Here is a 20,450-nt window from a genome sequence, read left to right on the forward strand (position 1 = left end):
ACCAGCGCGTCCAGCTCCACCCGTGCCCGTCGCGCCGCCTCCAGCGGACCCCGCGCGGGAGCCGCCGCCACCGCGGCCCGCGCGGCCGAGNCGCCTCGGCCGACGCCGACGCCGCCCGCGCCGAAACGTCCCGCGCCGACCGCAGGGCCGCGTCCAGGTCGGCCAGGCCCGCCGGCACCTCCACCGACGCCAACCGGTCGCGCTCCGCCGTCAGGCGGGCCACGGTCTCGCGGGCGGCGCGCGCTTCCCCGGCGGCGGCCGAGAGCTCCGGGAGTGCGGTGGCCACCCGGGTCTCGGCATCGACCAGCGCAGCCACCCTCGCCTCGGCGTCGGCCTGGGCCTCCGCCGTCGCGTCGCCGTACCGGCCGAGCTGCTCTCCGAGTAGCTCGGCGTTCTGCCGCTCGCGAGCCGCCTCGGTGTTCGCCGCCCGGGCGATCTGGTCGTAGACCTCCAGCCCGAGGAGCTTGACCAGGATCTTCTGCCGGTCGCCCGCCCGAGCGTGCAGGAACTCGGCGAAGTCGCCCTGCGGCAGCACCACGCAGGTACAGAAGTGCTCGAACGTGAGCCCGAGCAGCTGCTCGACGGCGCCGGTGACCTCCTTGTCGGCGGCGACCAGTTCGGTCTCGTCCGCCAGGTCACCGAGCGCGGTCGGGTCGGCCAGATGCTCCAGCCGGACGTTCTTCACGGTCACCGACCCGGACGCCGCCCGCCGGAGCTCCCGGGCGACGACGTACCGCTCCGGCCCGACGTCGAACACCAGCCGGACCGTGCCGCGCGTCGCGGTCGGTGCCAGGGCGAGCGCGACCTTCCGCTTGTCGTCCCAGCGCGGAACGCTGCCGAACAGGGCGAACGTGATCGCGTCGATGACCGTCGACTTGCCCGCGCCGGTCGGGCCGACCAGCGCGAAGTAGTCGGCCTCGGCGAAATCGACTGTGGTCGGTTCGCGGAACGAGCCGAAGCCGGTCATGTCCAGGAGTACCGGTCGCATGTCGTCCCCCTCCTCAGCGCTCGGCCGGCTCGCTGCCGGTCACGTCGTCGTGGAGCCGGGCGAACAGCGCCTGGACGCGATCGTCGACCACCGCCCGCTCGCCGCAGAACTCGGCGAACAACTCAGCAGGGCCGTGCTGGCCCTGCGTGCGGTTGGGCCGGTTGGCCTGCAGCGGCGCGGCGAACTCCGGGTCGATCCGGACCTCCAGCGCGCCCGGAAGCACCGCCTGCACCTGCTCCCGGAGACCGGCGCGGGCCGGTTCACGGACGATGACCCGCAGGTAGTCGTCGGCGTACTCGGCCGCGCGGTCGCCCAGCTCGGCGACCGTGCCGGTGATCGTGCGCAGCCGTCGTGCGCTGGTCAGCGGGAGGTCGGTGACCCGGGCCGGGGTGGACGGTGTCGCCTCGACCAGGCAGACCGTCGGCGTGTTGTCCTGCTCACCGAAGTCGACCGCCAGCGGAGCGCCGGAGTACACCACCGGGCAAGCCGCCGACAGCGTCTGCCTGCGGTGCAGGTGTCCGAGTGCAACATAGTGCGCGTCGACGGGGAAGGCACCGGCCGGCACGTGGTACTCGAAGATCGACTGGGCCGCCCGCTCGCCGCCACCCATCGTGCCGCCGGTGACCGTGAGGTGCGCGGTGACCAGGTTGACCGCGTCGTCCGCGAAGCCGGCCGTCAGCGTCGTGAGCAGGTCGCGGATCAACTGGTCATACCCGGCGCTGTTCTCGGCGGGCGTGTGGGCGACCAGTTCGGCGGCCCGGATCGCGTGCCGCTGGGAGAGGAACGGCAGCACGGCGACCCGGACCGGCTCACCGGTGCGCGGGGCGGTGAACGTCACGACGCCGCCGGTCTCGGCGGTGCGGACGCTGCCGACCATCGTGATGCCGGCGACGCTCATCAGCGGACGATAGGCGTCGAACGTCCTGGGATGGTCGTGGTTCCCGGCGATCGCGACGACCTCGGCGCCGGTGTCGCGCAACGCCATCAACGCCCGGACGACGAGTTCCTGCGCCTCGGCCGACGGCGCCGCCGAGTCGTAGAGGTCACCGGCGATCAGCACCGCGTCGACCTCGTGCGTGCGGGCGAGCCCGACGATCTCGCGGAGCACCGCGCGGTGCTCGTCGAGGCGGTTACGGCCCTTGAGGACCTTGCCCACATGCCAGTCGGACGTGTGGAGGAACTTCACGGCTCTTCTCTCGCGACTCGGGGACGACTTCCCGCGACGCTAGCCCACTCCTGTGACAGAACGCCCACTGCGCGCTCAGGTGGGACACCCGCTTCCGTGCGCCGCACCGAGACTGCGACAACCATGGCGGGCGCTGTCCACAGATCGTCGAGCCGCCTGGCGGGCGCTACCGCTGCGCGCCAGCGTGGAGCGATGGACGATCTCCTCGCGCAGCTGCTCGCCGCGCAGCAGGGACTGATCCTTCGGCGCCAGGCCCTCGCCCTCGGGCTCACCGACGACGCGATCGCGTGGCGGATCGCCCGGGGCTGGTGGCGGCGGGTCTTCCGTGGCCTGTACGCGGCGTTCCCGGGTGCACCGTCCGACGAGCAACGGCTGATCGCCGCGGCCCTGCTCGGCGGGCCCAGCGCACAGATCACCGGCGTGGCCGCGCTGCGCTGGCACGGGCTGCGGTACCTACCGGACGAGCAGCGCGTCCACGTGCTCACGCGGCTGGCCCTCGCCGGGTCTGCCGCGGCTTCGTCGTCCTCACCCGCACCGGGCGCCCGGATCCGGACGCGATCCGCCAGCCGTTGTACGAGGTGTGCTCCCTCGCGCGCGCCGGTGCCGACGCCGCCCGCGCCGGTTACGCACGACGCGACGTACGAGCGTTCCTCTCCGAGATCGTGCAGCGCCGTCGTGCGACCGTGGAGCAGCTGGACGCGGAGTGGCGCGGTGGCCCGATCCGCGGGAGCAAGGTGCTCGGCGCCGTGCTCGCCGAGGTGCGGGACGGCGTCCGATCGGCGCCGGAGGCGGAGCTGCGCGAGCTGACCGGATTGAGCGTGATCCTGCCGCCGATCCACTGGAATCCGTTGCTCACCGGCGCGGACGGCAGCAGGCTCCCCTCGCCGGACGGGTGGATCGAGGACGTCGGGTTGGCGCTCGAGGTCGATTCGGACGAGTTCCACACCGCACTCGACGATCTCCGTCGTACGCGGGAGCGCCACAATCGGCTCGGCACCTACGGCATCCTCACGCTGCATTTCACTCCTCGGGAGATCCGGGAAGAACCGCAGCGAGTGCTGGCGACGATCGAGAGCACCTACCGCGAGCGGCCCCGCAGCTTCATCGGTGCCCACGCGATGGTTGTCACCCCCGCCGGGTGAGCCCGCAACAGTGATCACGCTCTCCAGGTGAGCGCCGAAGTGGTTGGCGCCCTTCGCGGGCAGGCCCCGCCATGGTTGTCGCCCCTCCCGGACAGGCCCCCCAATGGTTGTCGCCCCTCCCGGACAGGCCCCCCAATGGTTGACGCCCCTCCCGGACAGGCCCCCCAATGGTTGACGCCCCTCCCGGACAGGCCCCCCAATGGTTGACGCCCCTCCCGGACAGGCCCCCCAATGGTTGACGCCCCTCCCGGACAGGCCCCCCAATGGTTGACGCCCCTCCCGGACAGGCCCCCCAATGGTTGACGCCCCTCCCGGACAGGCCCCCCAATGGTTGACGCCCCTCCCGGACAGGCCCCCCAATGGTTGACGCCCCTCCCGGACAGGCCCCCCAATGGTTGACGCCCCTCCCGGACAGGCCCCCCAATGGTTGACGCCCCTCCCGGACAGGCCCCCCAATGGTTGACGCCCCTCCCGGACAGGGCCCGCCATGGTTGTCGCCCCTCCCGGACAGGCCCCCAATGGTTGACGCCCCTCCCGGACTGGCCCCCAATGGTTGTCGCCCCTCCCGGGTTGGGCCCGCGATGGTTGTCGCCCCTCCCGGGCNTGGCCCCCAATGGTTGTCGCCCCTCCCGGGTTGGGCCCGCGATGGTTGTCGCCCCTCCCGGGCAATCACCACGATGGTTGTCGCCCCTCCCGGGCAGAGCCCGCAATGGCTGTCGCCCTTGCAGCGCTATAGCCCGGAAACGGCGACAACCACTCAGCTCGCACCCGGAAGAACCGACACCCACGCGCCCGAACGGACCCCGGCTACACCCCCAGCGGGCGCGTCCCACACTCGCGCCCAATCCGCGCCAAGCCACGCCGCAGAACTTGGCACCCCCGCAGCCAGCACCCCGCGGACCGGCGCGCAAACCCATGCCCAGATCCCCAACCCCGAAACTCGAACCCCAGAACCCCAGAACCCCTACTCCGGGACGCGGCTCAGAACGGGGCGTCGTCGGCGGGCGCCGCCGGCAACCGCTTGAACGGATCGCGGCCCCCGGTGATCTCGCCGGTCACCGGGTTGACCGTGGTCGGCGGAGGCGCGGACAGCAGCTCGCCCGCCTCGCTGCTCCGCGTCGCCCACGCCGGGAACGGGAACTCCACCGCGAGCGGCACTGGGATCTCCGGCTGGGCGACGAACATCGTGCCCGGCTTCGCCAACGTGACCCGCGTCCGCTGCCCGGGCGGCAGGAACCCGTACTCGGGCCGCCCGGCCTCGGCCGGGTCGAGCCGCCCCACCACCTTGATCGAGCTGTTCGAGATGATCCGCCGCTCGACCTCACTCGCGGTCTGCTGCGCGCCGATCAGGATGATGCCCAGCGACCGCCCGCGCTCGGCGATGTCGAGCAACACTTCCTTGATCGGGCTGGACCCCTCCCGCGGCGCGTACTTGTTCAACTCGTCGAGCATCGTGAACAGCAGGCTGCCGGGGCCGGCCTCCTCCTTGCGCGCGGTCTCGGCCGCCAGTACGACGCCGACCACGAAGCGCTGCGCCCGCTCCGGCAAGTTGTGCAGGTCCACCACGGTCAGCTGCTGGTTCTCGGTGGACACCCGACGGGTGGGCGTCTCCGGCAGGTCACCGCGGATCAGCGGCCGCAACGCCCGCAACGAAGACCGCAGCCGGCGCAGGAACGCGTTCACCGTGCCGGCGCCGGTCACCGGCCCGGCCCAGGCGGAGCGGGTGGCCTCGTCGTTGAGCTTGTCGGCGATCAGATCGACGAGCTGGTCGTAGGTGCGCACCGGGCGCCCGTCGATGGTGACCGCCCCGTCGGTGCCGGCCGGGACGGCGTCCATTCGCAGCCGGGCGGCGACCTGGTGGATGACCATCGTGTACTGGTTGCGTTCGTCCTCGGCGTCGGCGAAGACGAACGGGAGCAGCTCACCGCGGCAGAACTCGGCGACCGTCCACCAGAACGCGTTCACGCCGGTCGCCCGCTCGCGGACGTCGGGCCGCCCGGTGGTGTCGCCGGGCAGCGGCGGCGCGTAGAACCCGGTGGAGGAGAACGGCTCGGCGGGCAGCCCCATGATCGCATACTGCGCCCGGAGCGAATCGTCCAGCTTCGTGTTCGTATGGTCGAGGAACAGCAAGTCCTCGCCCTTGACGCTGAAGATCAGCGCCTTGGCGTTCACCGACCGGCGGCCCAGCACGCCTGACCGAAACAGGCCGAAGAGCAGGAACAGTGCGAAGCTCGTCTTGGTCGCGACCCCGGAGACGCCGGAGATCGAGACGTGCGCGCCCCGCGTGCCGTCCAGGAAGTCGAGGTTGACGTAGATCGGCGTCCCGTCGCGGCCGAGCCCGACCGGGACCTTCCGCTCCATCCGGTCGAAGTAGAGCGCGATCGCCCGCTCTTCGCCGGTGGCGCGGCGCACCGGCTCACCCGGGCGCGGCGGGACGTACACCTCGGGCTCGACCCGGGTGGTGGCGATCTCCGCCACCTCCTGGACCTGCGCCGGGAGAACCCCGTCGGCGATCAGGAACACGTCCGAGCTGAACTGCGCGCCCTCGTGCCGCGCGGTGACCTGAGTGACGACACCGGCGGTGAGCACCGGGCCCAGGCCCGGCACGTCCCGCACGGTGACCACCACGTCGTCGAGCTGCAGGTAGGCGTCTTCCCGCAGCGCTACGTGGAACTGCAACGGGGTGGCGTCCTCGGTGCCCAGCACCCGCCCCACCCAGGGGAGGACCGCCGGTTCGGCGGCCGGAGCCACCGCGTCACCCTCGGCGAACCAGCTGTCCTCGACCGGCGCGGCCGTCATCGTTCCGTCCCCGTCAGCGTCAGGTGCCCCATGACCACCGGACGCTACCCCACCCGCCGGACAATCCCGGTTCAGGCGCTGAGCGCCTCCATCGGACGACCCGCCTCCGCCGGACGGCCGGCGTCCCCCGAACGGCCGGCAGACGCCGGACCGCCCGCAGACCCCGAACCGCCCGCAGACCCCGAACCGCCCGCAGACGCCGGACCGCCGGCGGACACCGAACCGCCGGCGGACACCGAGAGGCCAGCCGCGGGCAACAGCAGATCGGCCAGCTCCGCCGCCGGCAGCGGCCGCGCGAACTGGTAGCCCTGCGCCTTCCGGTAGCCCAGCTCGTGCAGCCGCGTCGCCTGACCGACGTCCTCGACGCCCTCGGCGACCGTGTCCAGGTGCAGTCCACGCGCGACCTGGCTGAGGAACTCGACGATCACCGCGCGGTCACCCGGCTCGGTGACGCCGTCGACGAACGACTTGTCCACCTTGAGGACGTCGACCGGGCAGGTCAGCAGCAGACCCAGCGACGACTGCCCGGTGCCGAAGTCGTCCAACGCGACCCGGACACCGAAAGCCCGCAGCGCGTGCAGCGTCTCGACCGCCTGCCCGCCGCCGAAGACCGCCGTCTCGGTGACCTCCACGACCAGGTACTCCGCGGGCAACCCGAAGTCGGCCAGCGCCGCCGCGACGTCGTCGACGAAGTCCGGTTCGTCGAGCTGGCGCGGCGACACGTTGACGCAGACCCGCGACGGAGCCGCAGCTCCGTACGTCGCCCGCCACGCTGCGGCCTGCCGACACGCCTCGCGCAGCACCCAGCGCCCCAGCGGAACGATCAGGCCGCTGCGCTCGGCGACCGGGATGAACTGATCCGGCGGGATGACGCCCCGCTCCGGGTCATGCCAGCGGATCAATGCCTCCACGCCGGCGATCCGCTGCTCGGGCAGGGTGACGATCGGCTGGTACAGCAGCCGGAAGTCACCCCGGCCCAGGCCGTCGCGCAGGCCGGCGGCGAGCCGTGCCCGCTCGGCAGCGGGCGCGTCCATCGCCGGGACGTACCGGGCCCAACCGCCGTCGGTGCCGTCCTTCGCGGCATACATCGCGACGTCCGCCCGGCGCACCAGCTCGCCGGTGTCGGCGTCCGGCCACCCGTCGGCCAGCCCGACGCTGGCTCGGATCCGGAGCTCGTGCCCGTCGATCCGGAGCGGCTCGGCGAGCGCCGCGAGGATCCGCCCGATCCGCGTCGCGGGGGCGTCCGGATCGGCGCGCCGGCCGCGGAAGAGCACCGCGAACTCGTCACCGCCCAGCCGGGCGACGGTGTCCTCCGGCCCGACCGCGTCGCGGATCCGCGCCGCGGCGGCGACCAGCAACGTGTCCCCGACGATGTGACCGAGCCGGTCGTTCACCGACTTGAAGTCGTCCAGGTCGATCAGCGCCATCGCGACGTCGTCGGCGTCGGCCGGGGGCGTCAGCGCGGCGTCGATCCGCTCGGTGAGCAGCACCCGGTTGGCCAGACCGGTCAGCCCGTCGTGGCTGGCTTGGAACGTCAGCCGGTTCTCCGACGTGCGCAGCTCGGCCACCGTCCGGTCGAGCTGGTGGAGCAGCCGGCCGTTCTCCCGGAAGCTGACCAGTTGCCGTGCACAGACCAGGGCGGTGACCACCACGGCGCCGACGATGACCGGACCGCCGGCCCGGTGCTCGCGCATGGTGTGCAGCAGCAGGACGTCGGTGAGCACGACCGCGATGTACGGGAGCATGTACAACGCGCGGAACCGGGCCGGACGCGTCCGCTCAGGTTCCTCCGCCGGCGCGTCCAGGGCGGCCAGCGCGACCCGGCGCTGCCGTTCGACGGCGAACGTGAGGAACAGGTACGCCAGCGGGAACGACAGCAGGGACGAGTTGACGTGCGGCCGCTCCGCGAAGAGCGGCGTGAGCGCTGCCGTGCTCGCCGACGTCAGCGCGGCGAGCGCGAGCAGTTGGAGCGCTCCGGGGTCGACCTGCCGTACTCCGGCGAACGAGATCTTCAGCAGGACCAGGACGCCGAGGAAGCCCGCCGCGAGGGTGCCTACCAGCGGCAGCGCCGAGCCGGTGACCGCCTCGAAGTCGCCGGCCGCGCGGAGCATGAAGTACCAGGTGAAGAGCGCGCTACCGGCGATCACCGTCCCGGCGTCCAGCCCGAACGTCACCCACGCCGCCCGGGTCATCCGGTTGACCGGCGCGAGCAGCAGACCAACCATGATCACCGCCAGCCCGGCGAGGAACCACGACGTCGTCCGCGCCGACATCACCTGGCTGGGGCCGTCCGCGCCACCGAGCGCGTCGACCATCTGGTTGCCCGCCCCGACCGCGATGAAGCCGATGCCCACGCCGATCATCCGCCAGAACCGGCGGGATGCGTCCGGGAGCGGCGTGGCGATCGCGAGCCGGGCCGTCGCCACTACGCCGACCAGCACAGACGCCAGCGGCGCGACCCAGCCGACGATCGGCGGCGCGATCGGCCCGTTCCAGGCCAGCGCCAGGTAGCCGAAGCTCATGAGTGCGCAGAGCAACGCCGCCCGGGACAGCCGTCCCGGCCGCTCCGCCAGATGGATCCGCACCCCAAGCCTCCTGTGTTCCCGACGGGTCGCCGATGTGTTCCCGGCGGGTCGCGACCTTCCATCGGCCGCCACGGGTCGGCTCGGGAGGGTTCCGCACCGAATCAACCGTCTTGCCACCGAGGCGGCTTCTTCTCACCGTCTCCGTCCCGCTGCGTGCGGGAGATGTTGCGCGGGCGACGTCGAGGCCCAACGGCAGGGAAACAGGCGATTTTTAGCGTCAGGCAACGCCGGAATGCGGCCGAGCCGAGAGGGAACCCGATGGCAGCGCCCACCGAGATCACCACCCCAACCTCCACCACGACCACGACGGCCGCGCCGGCACGCCGCTCCGGCCGTTGGATCGACGACTGGCGTCCCGAGGACCCCACCTTCTGGGCGAACGGCGGCAAGCAGGTAGCCCGCCGCAACCTGATCTTCTCGATCCTCTCCGAGCACATCGGGTTCTCGATCTGGACCATGTGGTCCGTCCTGGTCCTGTTCCTGCCCGCGGCCGAGTACGGCCTGACCCCCGACGACAAGTTCCTGCTCACCGCGGTGCCGGCGTTCGTCGGTTCGTTCCTGCGGCTGCCCTACACGTTCGCGGTCGCGAAGTTCGGCGGCCGGAACTGGACGATCGTCTCGGCGAGCCTGCTGCTGATCCCGGCGATCCTCACCGCGATCATGCTGGAGCCGGGTATCTCGTTCGGCACCCTGCTGGTGCTGGCCGCGTTCGCCGGCGTCGGCGGCGGCAACTTCTCCAGCTCGATGGCGAACATCAACGCGTTCTACCCGAACCGGCTCAAGGGCATGGCACTCGGGCTGAACGCGGCCGGTGGCAACCTCGGTGTGGCGCTGGTGCAGGTGGTCGGGCTCATCGTGCTGGCGGCCGCCGGTGGGGTCGCGGCGAGCGTCGAGCCGCGGCTGGTGCCGGGCCTCTACATCCCGGCGATCGTGCTGGTCACCGTGCTCTCCGCGCTGAAGATGGACAACCTGTCGCACGCCAGCAACGACAAGCGCGCGATGCGGGACGTCATCAAGGACCGCCACAGCTGGATCATGTCGCTGCTGTACATCGGCACGTTCGGGTCGTTCATCGGCTTCAGTTTCGCGTTCGGCCAGGTGCTGACCCAATTCCTGGTCCCGGACAACCTGCCGGCCGGCGTCACCGCGGCGACCGCTGATCCGGCGGTGCTGAAGGCCGCGCAGGCTGCCGCCTCGCTGGACGCCCTGAAGGTGATCTTCCTCGGACCACTGCTCGGGTCGATCGCACGCCCGGCCGGTGGGTGGCTCGCCGACCGGTTCGGCGGTGCCCGGATCACGCTCTTCACGTTCGTCGGCATGGGTGCGTTCGCCGGACTCGTGCTGATCGCGTCACAGCAGAAGTCGCTGGCGCTGTTCTACGTCGGGTTCACCGCGCTGTTCATCCTGAGCGGGGTCGGCAACGGCTCGACCTACAAGATGATCCCGGCGATCTTCCGGGCGAAGGCCCAGCGCAACGCCGGCGACGGCGCCGACCCCGACTGGGAGGCCAACGAGGCCCGGCGACTGTCCAGCGCGCTGGTCGGCGTCGCGGGCGCGATCGGGGCGTTCGGTGGAGCGCTCGTGCAGATCATGTTCCGCCAGTCGTTCCTGACCTACAAGAACGCGGACGCCGCCTACCTCGGGTTCATCGGCCTCTACGTCATCTGCTTCGCGGTCACCTGGTTCGTGTACCTGCGCAAGTCCCCGTCGAAGCTGGCTGGGGTCTGATTTCGCTACGCCTGCAGGGCTGAGGGCCGGTCGCTTCCGCGACCGGCCCTCACGGCGTCCACCGAGTCGTCCCGCCCCGCCGTAGCCGGTTGCTGGCCCACCCTCCGGTTGCTGGGGGTGTGCAGGGCGCGCGCGTACGGCGCTTTTCCCGAAAGTCCACCTCTCGCGCCGCCCAGAGGCGCGGCCTTCCCAAAAACCAACCTCTCCCGGCCCGCTGAGAGGTGGTCTTCCCGAAAATCCGCGGGCACCGACCTGGGGTGTGCATCCGCTCCAACCTGGAGCCCGCTGAGAGCGGCGCTGCCCCTCCGTCGCAGGGAGGGCGTGACCGTTCTGTCCGAGACGGNGGCACCGACCTGGGGTGTGCATCCGCTCCAACCTGGAGCCCGCTGAGAGCGGCGCTGCCCCTCCGTCGCAGGGAGGGCGTGACCGTTCTGTCCGAGACGGCGGGCAGCGTCGTTCTCAGCGGGCCGCCCACAGTTGCCAGTCTTCGTATTCGAAGCCTGGGGCGACGATGCAGGTGACCAGCACGGGGCTGTCGCCGGCGGGGCGGGCGGCTTGCCACTGGCCGGCGGGCACCAACCCCTGGAACTGGTGCCCGGCCGCCAGATCCGGTCCGAGCACCAGGTCGCGAGCGTCGTCCGCATCCGGCGCGGACGCGATCGTGAGCACCAACGGGCCACCGCTCTGCCAGATCCACAGCTCGTCCGAGCGCACCACGTGCCACCGCGACACCTCGCCGGGCGCGAGCAGGAAGTAGATGCCGGTGGCCGCCGCCCGCGGACCCGGATAACCCGCCGGCTGGAACTCCACCGGGGATCGCCAGGTCTGCCGGAACCAGCCACCTTCCGGGTGCGGTTCGAGGTCGAGCGCCGTCGCCAACACGGGTTTTGTCACCCGGTCAGCCTAATCGGGGGTCCCGAAGGCGCCGTTCACGAGCGGGTCAGGTCGCCGCCCACCCGGGCGGCGGTGCGGTCGAGATGGTCGAGCAACGCGTCCACCTGGTCGACTTCGAGCGCACCGGCGAAGTGGAACCCCTGCGCGTACAGGTACCCCAGCTCGTAGAGCCGCTCGGCCTGCGCCGCGCTCTCCACCCCCTCGGCGACCGCCCGCAAGCCCAGCCCTTTGGCGATCTCGATCAGCGACGTCGCGATCGCCGCTTGTTCGATCGTCCCGGTGATGCCCTCCACGAACGACCTGTCGACCTTGAGGACGTCGACCGGGCACGTCCGGAGCAGTCCGAGGGACGAGTGCCCGGTACCGAAGTCGTCGAGCGCGATCCGCACGCCCAGATCGTCCAGAGCCCGCAGTTCGTCGAGTGCCCGGCCACCGTCGAACACCGCCGTCTCGGTGACCTCGACCGTCAGGCGCTGCGGCTCCAGACCGACCTCGCCGAGGATCGCCCGCACCCGCTCGGCGAAGCCGGGCTCGCGGAGCTGCCGAGCGGACACGTTGACGTTGACGCTACCCAGCGGCGATCCGCCCGGCCGGTCCCGCCAGCGCACGGCCTGCGTGCACGCGGTCCGCAACGCCCACTCCCCCAGCTCGACGATCAGGCCGTTGCGCTCGGCGACCGGAACGAAGCGGTCCGGCGAGATCGACTGCCCGTCCGCGGTCCGCCACCGCACCAGCGCCTCGACCCCCGTCACGCAGCCGTCCGGCAGCGCAACGATCGGCTGGTACACCAGCCGCAACTCACCGTGGTCGAGGGCCTGCCGCAGCTGAGCGCCCATCCGAGCCGACTCGATGCTCCGCCGGTCCATGTCCGCGTCGTACCGTGCGTACCGGCCCTTCCCGGACTCCTTGGCGGCGTACATCGCGACGTCGGCCCGGCGCAGGAGCTCGGTGTTGTCGTCGCCGAGCCGGCCGTCGGCCAGCCCGATGCTGGCCTGGACCAGTAGGTCGTGGCCGCCCGCCGGGACCGGCGCGGAGAACGCCTCGATCAACGCTGTCGCGAGGGCGGTCGCCTGCTCGAGCTGGGAGCCGACGAGCAGGACCGCGAACTCGTCGCCGCCGAGCCGCGCGACGACCTGGCCCGGCGGAACCGTGCGGCGCAGCCGATCGGCGAGCGCGATCAGGAGTTCGTCGCCGGCCCCGTGCCCGAGCCGGTCGTTGATCGTCTTGAAGTCGTCCAGGTCGATGAGCGCCACGGTGACCGGGGCGGTGGCGAGCTGGGCCAGTGCTTCCCGGGTGCGCTCCAGGAACAACGTCCGGTTCGGCAGCCGGGTCAGCCCGTCGTGCGTCGCCTGGTGGCTGAGCTGGTCCTGGTACCGACGCCGCTCGGTGACGTCCCGGGCGTTGCTCACCAGGCCCCGGACGTCCGGGTCGTCGTAGAGGTTCGTGCTGACGATCTCCAGCATCCGCCACGACCCGTCGGCGTGCCGTACCCGAGCCTGGTAGGTCGCGGCGGCGTGCGGATCCATGGCGATCGAGTCGATCGCGGCACGTACCGACTCGACGTCCTCGGGGTGGATCAGGTCCATCGGGTTGAGGTCGGGCAGCTGGTTCGGAGCTAGTCCGAGTACGCGGTAGGTGCTCGGGGTCGCGAATCGGGTGCGGTCGTTCCGGTCGGTGATCAGCACGATGTCGGTGGAGTTCTGGACCAGCGCCCGGAACCGCCGTTCCTGGCTCCGGATCTCGCCCAGCGTCCGATCGAGGCTGCGGAGCAACCGGCCGTTCTCGTGCAATGCGGCGACCTGCCGTCCGACGACCAGCCCGGTCAGCAGCACGGCGGCCGCCGCGACGACCCAGGACGCGGCGAAGAACCCGACCTCGGTGCCGACCGCGACGAGCAGCAGGACGTCAGTGGCGGCGATCGCGACGTACGGAATCGCGCTCCAGGCCCGCGGCGGTCGCTGCGGCTCGTCGGCGCGACGCGTGCCGAGCCCGGCGGCCCGGACTTGCCGGTCGGCCGCACAGACGATCAGGAAACACGCGGCCGGCGTCGCCAGCTGGCCGCTCTCGAGTCGGTCGTCGACGCCGAGCACCTGGAGTGCGACCGCGACGCTGATCCCGGCCAGGACGGCGAGCGCGAGCAGGATGAGCGCGGTGCGGTCCACCAGCTGCGTGCCGACGACCGTGACCTTGACGATGATCACGACCGCGACGAACTCCAGCGCGCCCGCCACGAACACCACGGGCAGCCAGTCGACCCGGTCGGCGTAGAGCATCTGGTTCATCCAGAAGTACAGGGGGTACAGCGCGGCGGCGACGACCACGGCGCCGACGTCCAGCCCGAGCGTGAGCAGTTCCCGGCGAGGGCGTCCGCCGGTGGGTACTCGCAGCAGCGTCCAGACGAGGTGCGCCGCGCCGAGCGCGTAACACGTCAGCGGAAACCAGCCGGCGCTCCGGTTGCCGACGTGGTCGGCCCAGGCGTCGGCGGCGTTCGCGGTCATGCCCGCGGCGAAGATCAGCAGCGTCACCGGGAGCCGGCTCCACAGCGCGCGACCGGCCGTGGACAGCCGGGGCGACCGGCCGGCCCGACGGCAGGCCTCGGCGGTCAGCACCATCGCGATCGGGACGATCAGCCAGGCCACGGCCGCCGCGACGTGCGGCTCGGGATCGGCGGAGACGACGTAGCCGCCCCAGCCGAACGCGGCGACGAGGGTGACGAGCGAGCCGGTGAGCAGCGGGGTGGCGCGGACCGGGCGAGGGGTCGGTCGGTCGGCGGCGTCGGTGCCCAGGTTCGCGTTCGTCACCCCGTCCGTCACCGACAGCCCGCCCGTCGTCTGGTTACCCGCTGTCCGCGGGAGTTTGCCATGCGTCCGCATCGCGGAGCGCGTCGGCGTCAGACGTCCTGGTGCGCCTGCATTCGCCGCAGTCAGCCCATCGGATCGGGGCTGCCCGGACTGAGGGATCCCGGCGGATCAGGCCGGTGACGCGGGCCTCTCCCCGGGCGCGCCGGCCTCGGTGTCAGGGGCCTGGACCGCGGGCCCGTCGACCGGCGGCACCACCTCGACCGGCACCGCGACCGGCACCGCCGCGGCCGGCGCAGGGCTCGCGGGAGCGGGCGTTTCGGCGGGCGGAATCGCCTCGACCGGGGTCCCGGCCGGACCGACGACGACCGCGGCACCGGCGGTCCCCAGCAATCGGCGGCGGCGGAGCCACAGGCCCCCACCGCAGCACAGCGCCAGCACGAACGTGCCGAACGCCGCCCAGGTACTGAGGATCGCCAGGTCAGCGATCACTAGTAAGGACCAGAAGCCGCCGGAGACGACCCAGTGCGGTCGCCGGTGGTGGATCGACGCGCGCGGGCTCATGCGAACACTGTTTCCCCGCGAGCCGTTCCGCGACACCTCCGGCGAGCGTGGTTCCCTACCTCGAGGTAGGAATCAACGCCCTTCGTCCTCACCACGCTCGAGCTGAGCGAGGAAACGCTCGAGCTCGGCGCCGAGCTCCTCACCGCTCGGCACGTTGTCGCCCAGCTCACCGCCGAGCTCGCCCTGCTGCCGGTTCGCGACGAACGAGTCGTACTGCTCCTCCAGCGCCTTGACGACGCCCACCGCCTGCGGATCGTCCGCCAGCTGGGCGTCGATCTCCCGCAGGCGCGTCACGCCTGCCTGGTGCAGCGAGCCGACCGGCAGCAGCAGCCCGGTCTCCTCGGCGACGGCGTCGAGCAGCGCGGCGGACGCCTGCGGGAACTCCACCGAGGCGAGGTAGTGCGGCACGTGGGCGACGAATCCGATCGCGTCCTTGCCCTGCTCGCCGAGGCGCAGCTCCAGCAGTGCGGAGGCGCTGCCCGGGATCCGCAGGTTCCCGCGCCACACGTTCGGCCGCCGCAGCAGGTCCGGACGCGTGCCGTGGGTGGTGAGCGTGGTGGGCCGCGTGTGCGGCACCGTCATCGGAACACCGCCGAGGCCGACCACCAGCCGGACGCCGAACCGGTCGGCGAGCTGCCCGACCGCGGTGGTGAACCGCTCCCACATGACGTCCGGCTCCGGGCCGGTGAGCAGGAAGAACGGCACGCCCGTGGAGTCCTTCAACGCGTGCACCACCAGCTGGGGCGGGGTGTAGGACTCGTAGTGGTCCTCGACGAAGACCATCGGAGGACGGCGGGCGCGGTAGTCGTGCAGCAAGTCGATGTCGAACCGGGCGACGACCTCGCCCTCGAGCGTCTCGACCAGGTGGCTGGCGGCGAGCTGAGCGGCGGAACCGGCGTCGAGGAACCCGTCGAGGGCGTGCATCAACACCGGGCCCGCATCGGCGTCCGAGCCCACCGGGGGCTCCCAGTCGCCGACGATCTCGTACAGCTCCGCGGGGTCCGGCATGACGGCGACCTCTCCAGACAGCGGGCTCTTCGCCAGACGGTGCTGCCTGGCGAGGGGGGTCACCACGGTAGTGGCCTACCGTGACGGCTCATCCGGTGAAAGTCGGCTGAGCGCGTCGGCATTCCGCTCCGGGGGCGTGGGCCACCCCGTCTCTACCGTACCGGCGGAGAACCCTGGACATGCCGTCCGGCGGAGGCGCCGTCACGAGCACGCGCCGGGCGGCAGTGGCCGGCCCGGCGCGAGGGAGTGTGGCGCGACGCCCCTCAGTTCGACAGGGGGTCGTCTCCACGGCTGATCGCTTCGGCGAACGGGCGGGCGAAGTCCTTGTTCAGCTCGACGCCGCGAGCCTGCTCCTCCTCCAGCACGGTCTCCAGCGCCGTCTCGACCGGAGCACCGGCCGCCTGCTCGTACGCGGCCGCGATGCCCTCCTCGACGACCTCGGCGAGCTCCACCACGTCCACCGCGTCGGACTGGCCGACGGCGTCGGACACGACCTCGGGGTGATCAGTCACAGACGACACGGGGGCCTCCTCTACAACTCGGGTACGAGAAGTCCCCTACCCAGCCGCGCGCTTGCGTACGCATGGGCCCCGTACAGCAACTTCCGCGAACAGACCGGGGGCCGCGTTCCGCCGGTTGGCGGAACGCGGCCCGGAAGCCCGCCCTGTCAGCCCTTCTCGCCGTCGCTGCCGATCAGACGACTGAGCGCCTCGACCGCATCCTCGCTGGACGACGCCGCTTCCTGATTCGCGGCGCGCAGCTCGAGGAAGACCTCTTCCCGATGCACCGGCACACTGCGGGGAGCCCGTATCCCGAGCCGGACCACGTCCCCCCGGACCTCGAGCACGGTGATCACGACGTCATCACCGACCATCACGCTCTCTCCGGGCCGACGGGTCAGCACGAGCACGGGCAGTATCCCCCCTCGAGGACGAATATCCCGCAGCGTAACCGAGCAACGAGCTAGCCGAGGGGAGCGCGGACCGGCAGGTTGCTCCCGGTCAGCACACATTGCGCGGCCCGCATCGTCGTCGGGTCGACGACGATCGGTGCCATCAGGTTCGCCGTCGAGTCCCGCACGGAGCTACCGGCAGTCACGATCAACATGACGAGCAGCTGGCTCGGGTCCGTGGTCCCGAGGGCAGCAATCGTCTCGTCGTCGATCTCCGGTGCGTACTCCGGGAAGAACTGATGCGGCGCGATCGTGATCAGACGCAGCTCCGGGTCGTCCACCGACCGGAGTGAGTTGAGCAGACCGACCTGGTCGAGCCGGACGAGCACGAAGCTGGTCCGACCCGGGAACCCTGGCATGGGTGACACGAACTCGATCGTCGGCAGCGTCTCACCTGCCGCCGCTGCCTGCGCCTCTGCCGACTGCGCGGACATCTCGAGGGACATGTCGGTTGCCATGTCAGAGGATGACTTCGCGGACTTGGTTTTTGCGGACATGTACTCCTCCTGGATAGTTCGACAGCTTGTTGGCGGGGAGGGTCATTGGCTCCCTCTGGCTGATCGGTCGGGATTCGGGTTCGGCATCGTGCCGTCTGTGGGTCCGCTGCATCGCTGCTAGCGGAGGAAATCCATCAGGGAGGGCTGGATGACCTTGGCGGTCGCTCCGAGCGCTGCCTGATAGGCGGTCTGCTGCAGGGTCATGTCGGTGATGGTCTTGGGGAGGTCGATGTCCTCGACCTCGCTGAGCTGCGCCTGGAGATCGAGGTGACGGTCGTTCGCCGTCTGCTGCATGCTCTCGATGCGATTCGACCGCGCGCCGACGCTGGCTTGCGCGGTGCGGATCGTGTTCATGGCGTCGTCCAGCCGTTGCAGGTCGGTGGAGAGCTGCTCCGGGTCGTCCCGCAAGTGGTCGGCGACGTCGGCGAGGATCTTGAAGATCTGCTCGTCGCCGGTGCCGAACACCTCCTCGCCGCCGACGTCCACCCGGAGCTTCGTGCCCTCGGCCACGGTGCGGGTCACCGGACCACCGTTACCGAGGAAGGTGCCGTCCTTGTCGTAGGCCGAAGGGGCGTCCGCCGTGCCGCCGAACACCGGCCGGTCGATGTACCGGGTGTTCGCCAGCCCGATCATCGCTTCCCGGATCTGCTCGACTTCGGCCGCGATCGCGCCCCGGGCGGTCTCCGAGCCACCGGCGCCGGCGGACATGCCCTGCAACGTGAGGTCCCGGACGCGCTGGGCGTTGTCGTGGGCGGAGCTCAGCGTCGAGTCGATGGTGTTGAGCCAGTTGACGCCGTCCGCAGCGTTCCGCGCGTACTGGCTCTGCGTCCGCATGTCGCTGCGCAGCAGCATCGCGGTCATTGTTCCGGTCGGCGAGTCCGACGGCTTGGAGATCAGCTTGCCGCTGGTCAGCTGCTCCTCGGTCTTGCTCAGCCGGGCCTGGTTGGCCTGCAGGCCGCGCATCGCGTTCAGCGAGAGCGAGCGCTCGGTAACACGGATGACCACGGGAACTGTCCTTACCGGCCGGTGTTGTTGATCAGGGTGTTGAGCGTCGAGTCGATCGTGTTCATCAACTTCGCCGCGGCCTCGTAGGCCCGCTGGTACTGGAGGAGGTTCGACATCTCCTCGTCGAGGCTGACCCCGGACGTCGCCTCGTGCGTGCTGTCGAGGTCAGCGGTGATCGTCGATTGCGTCTCCGCCTTCAGCGTCGCGCTCTTCGCGGTGACGCCGAGGTCCGCGACCAATTGGCGGTAGGTGACGTCCGGCCCGGTACCGGAGACCGCGAGATCCCCGAGCGCGTCGGCGTTTCCACCGTCGAGGCGTCCGTCGGACGTGGACGACGCTGCGACGTCGTCGGTGTCGGTGATCGCGACCGCGACCGTGCGCGCGTCCTCGCCGCTGAAGAACGGACCGCCGGCCCAGCCGCTCTTGTTGTACCCGGCGCTGTGGATGTCATTCACCGTGCTGATCAGCTTCGTCGCCACGTCGTCCAGTGACTTCGCGTACTTCGGGACGACCTTGTTGAGCGCCTCCAGCGACGAGCCGAGTTCGCCGGACGTAACGATCGCGGGCTGGCCGTTGTCGGTGAAGCTGACCGAGGCCGGATTGCCCGCGGCCTGATCGGCCATGGTCGCGGCGCCACCGAGCGTGAGCGAGCGGGAGGAGCTCCCGCTGACCAGCGTCGAGCCGAACAACGACACGTCCACCGCGCCGGTGTCCCGGAGCGTCGCGGTGGCGCCCGCCAGGTCGGCCAACTTCAGCACCAGCCCGTCCCGGCGGTCGGCGAGCTCGTTGGCGGGCAACCCGCCGACTTTCGCCTGCATGATGCCTTTGTTGAGGCTGGCGATCTCGGTCACCGCGGAGTTGATCTCGTTGATCTGCGAGGTCGCGGCCACCCGGGAGGAACTCCAGATCGTGTCGAGCTGGGTGTGCGCGTCGTTCAGCGCGGTGGCGACCGCGCCACCCTGCTGCAGCACCTTCGTCCGCACCGCGTTGTCGCCCGGGGTGTTGGAGAGGTCCTGCCAGTCGGACCAGAACGTGGACAGCCGCTCCTGCAGCCCGGTATCGCTGGGTTCCTTGAAGACGGTTTGGATGTTGTCGTAGACCTCGTTCTGCCCGGACAGGTACGCGTTGTGCCCGTGCTCGGTCCGGATGCGGCCTTCGAGCAGCTCGTCACGGATCCGGGTGATGTCGCCGACGTTCACGCCGCTGCCGACCGGGTCTTGCTTGGCCCAGATCGTCGGGACGTCCGAGACGCCCTCCACCGAGGTCATCTCGGTGCGCTGCCGACTGTAGCCCGCGGTGTTGACGTTCGCGATGTTCTGACCGGCGACGTCGAGGCCTTGACGCTGCGCCCGCAACGAGCTCAGCGCGGTGGAGATTCCGGAGAAGGTACTGGACATGGCTACATCGCCTCATCGACGAGTCGAGGACGTACGCCGGTGGTGACCGTGCCACCGCGGGGACCGTAGGTTTCGACGGCGCCGCCGACCGTCAGCAAGGTTTCGCGGACCGCGCGGTGGCCGGACGTGAGCAGGTCACGGTTCGCGTCGGCAAGGGCGGTGATCTCGGCGGTCAGAGTCAGAAAGGCTTTCCGGTGCTCGGCGAACAGCTTTCCCCACGGGTCCGGAGCAGCTTCGGCGAGTGCAGAGAGGCTCGGGTTGGGCGGCAGTCCGAGCAGCGCCGCGACCACCTCGACCTCGGCGGCCCGCAGCACCTCGACCTGGCGGATCTGCTCCAGCACGAGCTCAACCTCACGGGTCGCGTGAGCGAGCCAGCGGGTGCGGGCCGACGCCAGGACCAGCTGCTCCTCTTCGAGCTTGAAGAGCAGCAGTTCCAGCATCTCCCGTCCGCGCCAGAGGATGTTCGACAGATCCGCAAAAGCCACGGGTCGACCCTTCTCTGCTCCGGCGGAGCACCGGAACGGCACCCCTTGCTGCCCTGACCGTCGGCAGCGTCACGGAGAGCCTGAGAGGTTTCTCTGCACCTGGAGCGCAGCTGGCCTGCAACTTTTGTTGCAAAAGCGACCAAAGGTGTTTTTGATGGTTGTAGGGGTTACACCCTGCAACTGAGGCGCAACCGAACGGCATCCTCAGCCGCTACCGGGCGCCAGGAGGGTCTGCGTTGCCCGGCCGGATGGTCCCGTTATGCGGGGGACGACGGGGTCGGGTCAGCAGAGACCGTCATCGACGCGAAAGGGCCGTAACTGTGCGCCTCACCGCTGACACCGTGGATACCGGCATTGTCACCGACCGCCAGATCGAAGACCTGGTGCGCGAGCACCTGCCGCTGGTCGGCCACCTCGTCCGC

16 protein-coding genes and 1 pseudogene are annotated in these 20,450 nt (G+C 70.9%); 3 read left to right on the forward strand and 14 right to left on the reverse strand.

The window, feature by feature from the left end; all coding sequences use genetic code 11:
• Together ABEB28_RS39970 and ABEB28_RS39975 are read right to left on the reverse strand one after the other, a co-directional pair.
• The coding region (locus tag ABEB28_RS39970) for an AAA family ATPase (protein ID WP_345733527.1) at window positions 1–988 on the reverse strand (988 nt) is incomplete at its 3' end.
• Window positions 989–1,001: 13 nt separating this feature from the next.
• Window positions 1,002–2,174: an exonuclease SbcCD subunit D gene (locus tag ABEB28_RS39975; RefSeq protein ID WP_345733528.1), complete on the reverse strand. Its 1,173-nt coding sequence runs from the start codon at window positions 2,172–2,174 to the stop codon at window positions 1,002–1,004.
• Between the two features lie 192 nt (window positions 2,175–2,366).
• Between ABEB28_RS39975 and ABEB28_RS43305 the strand changes: the two are divergent.
• Both ABEB28_RS43305 and ABEB28_RS39980 read left to right on the forward strand, forming a co-directional pair.
• A pseudogene (locus ABEB28_RS43305) lies at window positions 2,367–2,501 on the forward strand (type IV toxin-antitoxin system AbiEi family antitoxin domain-containing protein); the annotation flags it as partial.
• A 251-nt stretch (window positions 2,502–2,752) separates the two neighbouring features.
• Window positions 2,753–3,316 (forward strand): hypothetical protein, encoded by a 564-nt coding sequence (locus tag ABEB28_RS39980; RefSeq protein ID WP_345733529.1) that lies wholly within the window; start codon window positions 2,753–2,755, stop codon window positions 3,314–3,316.
• A 981-nt stretch (window positions 3,317–4,297) separates the two neighbouring features.
• Here ABEB28_RS39980 and ABEB28_RS39985 read toward each other — a convergent pair.
• Together ABEB28_RS39985 and ABEB28_RS39990 are read right to left on the reverse strand one after the other, a co-directional pair.
• On the reverse strand, window positions 4,298–6,115 hold the full coding sequence (locus ABEB28_RS39985) for an ATP-binding protein (RefSeq protein ID WP_345733530.1): 1,818 nt from the start codon (window positions 6,113–6,115) through the stop codon (window positions 4,298–4,300).
• 71 nt (window positions 6,116–6,186) lie between these two features.
• Complete coding sequence (locus tag ABEB28_RS39990; RefSeq protein ID WP_345733531.1) at window positions 6,187–8,700, reverse strand: putative bifunctional diguanylate cyclase/phosphodiesterase; 2,514 nt, start codon at window positions 8,698–8,700, stop codon at window positions 6,187–6,189.
• A 258-nt stretch (window positions 8,701–8,958) separates the two neighbouring features.
• Between ABEB28_RS39990 and ABEB28_RS39995 the strand changes: the two genes are divergently transcribed.
• On the forward strand, window positions 8,959–10,428 hold the full coding sequence (locus tag ABEB28_RS39995) for an MFS transporter (RefSeq protein WP_345733532.1): 1,470 nt from the start codon (window positions 8,959–8,961) through the stop codon (window positions 10,426–10,428).
• Between the two features lie 459 nt (window positions 10,429–10,887).
• Here ABEB28_RS39995 and ABEB28_RS40000 read toward each other — a convergent pair whose 3' ends face one another.
• The 10 genes from ABEB28_RS40000 to ABEB28_RS40045 form a co-directional block, all read right to left on the reverse strand.
• The gene (locus ABEB28_RS40000) at window positions 10,888–11,322 is read right to left on the reverse strand and encodes a cupin domain-containing protein (RefSeq protein ID WP_345733533.1); all 435 of its coding nucleotides are present in this window, start codon (window positions 11,320–11,322) and stop codon (window positions 10,888–10,890) included.
• Window positions 11,323–11,357: 35 nt separating this feature from the next.
• A complete protein-coding gene (locus tag ABEB28_RS40005) occupies window positions 11,358–14,123 on the reverse strand; it encodes a putative bifunctional diguanylate cyclase/phosphodiesterase (protein ID WP_345733534.1) in 2,766 nt (921 codons plus the stop codon).
• Between the two features lie 168 nt (window positions 14,124–14,291).
• Window positions 14,292–14,684: a hypothetical protein gene (locus ABEB28_RS40010; RefSeq protein ID WP_345733535.1), complete on the reverse strand. Its 393-nt coding sequence runs from the start codon at window positions 14,682–14,684 to the stop codon at window positions 14,292–14,294.
• 72 nt (window positions 14,685–14,756) lie between these two features.
• The gene (locus ABEB28_RS40015) at window positions 14,757–15,692 is read right to left on the reverse strand and encodes a proteasome assembly chaperone family protein (protein WP_345733536.1); all 936 of its coding nucleotides are present in this window, start codon (window positions 15,690–15,692) and stop codon (window positions 14,757–14,759) included.
• A 263-nt stretch (window positions 15,693–15,955) separates the two neighbouring features.
• Complete coding sequence (locus ABEB28_RS40020; RefSeq protein WP_345733537.1) at window positions 15,956–16,213, reverse strand: hypothetical protein; 258 nt, start codon at window positions 16,211–16,213, stop codon at window positions 15,956–15,958.
• 146 nt (window positions 16,214–16,359) lie between these two features.
• Entirely contained in the window at window positions 16,360–16,602 is a 243-nt protein-coding gene (gene csrA, locus ABEB28_RS40025; protein WP_345733538.1) for a carbon storage regulator CsrA, read from the reverse strand.
• Window positions 16,603–16,655: 53 nt separating this feature from the next.
• On the reverse strand, window positions 16,656–17,090 hold the full coding sequence (fliW, locus tag ABEB28_RS40030) for a flagellar assembly protein FliW (protein WP_345733539.1): 435 nt from the start codon (window positions 17,088–17,090) through the stop codon (window positions 16,656–16,658).
• Window positions 17,091–17,258: 168 nt separating this feature from the next.
• Window positions 17,259–18,146 carry a flagellar hook-associated protein FlgL gene (flgL, locus tag ABEB28_RS40035; RefSeq protein WP_345733540.1) on the reverse strand — a complete coding sequence of 296 codons (888 nt, stop codon included), beginning with the start codon at window positions 18,144–18,146 and terminating at the stop codon, window positions 17,259–17,261.
• A gap of 11 nt (window positions 18,147–18,157) precedes the next feature.
• Window positions 18,158–19,543, reverse strand: a complete 1,386-nt coding sequence (gene flgK, locus ABEB28_RS40040) for a flagellar hook-associated protein FlgK (RefSeq protein WP_345733541.1) — start codon at window positions 19,541–19,543, stop codon at window positions 18,158–18,160.
• Window positions 19,544–19,545: 2 nt separating this feature from the next.
• The gene (locus ABEB28_RS40045) at window positions 19,546–19,983 is read right to left on the reverse strand and encodes a flagellar protein FlgN (RefSeq protein ID WP_376981972.1); all 438 of its coding nucleotides are present in this window, start codon (window positions 19,981–19,983) and stop codon (window positions 19,546–19,548) included.
• Between the last annotated feature and the right edge of the window lie 467 nt (window positions 19,984–20,450).

Source organism: Cryptosporangium minutisporangium (assembly GCF_039536245.1).
In the GTDB taxonomy this organism is placed as follows: Bacteria; Actinomycetota; Actinomycetes; order Mycobacteriales; family Cryptosporangiaceae; genus Cryptosporangium; species Cryptosporangium minutisporangium.

Coding starts and splice junctions, on each gene's coding strand:
- ABEB28_RS40010 (WP_345733535.1), bottom strand. CDS start 14,684: ATGAGCCCGCGCGCGTCGATCCACCACCGGCGACCGCACTGGGTCGTC.
- fliW (WP_345733539.1), bottom strand. CDS start 17,090: ATGTCCCTCGAGATGTCCGCGCAGTCGGCAGAGGCGCAGGCAGCGGCG.
- ABEB28_RS39995 (WP_345733532.1), top strand. CDS start 8,959: ATGGCAGCGCCCACCGAGATCACCACCCCAACCTCCACCACGACCACG.
- ABEB28_RS39985 (WP_345733530.1), bottom strand. CDS start 6,115: ATGACGGCCGCGCCGGTCGAGGACAGCTGGTTCGCCGAGGGTGACGCG.
- flgK (WP_345733541.1), bottom strand. CDS start 19,543: ATGTCCAGTACCTTCTCCGGAATCTCCACCGCGCTGAGCTCGTTGCGG.
- ABEB28_RS40045 (WP_376981972.1), bottom strand. CDS start 19,983: ATGCTGGAACTGCTGCTCTTCAAGCTCGAAGAGGAGCAGCTGGTCCTG.
- ABEB28_RS40015 (WP_345733536.1), bottom strand. CDS start 15,692: ATGCCGGACCCCGCGGAGCTGTACGAGATCGTCGGCGACTGGGAGCCC.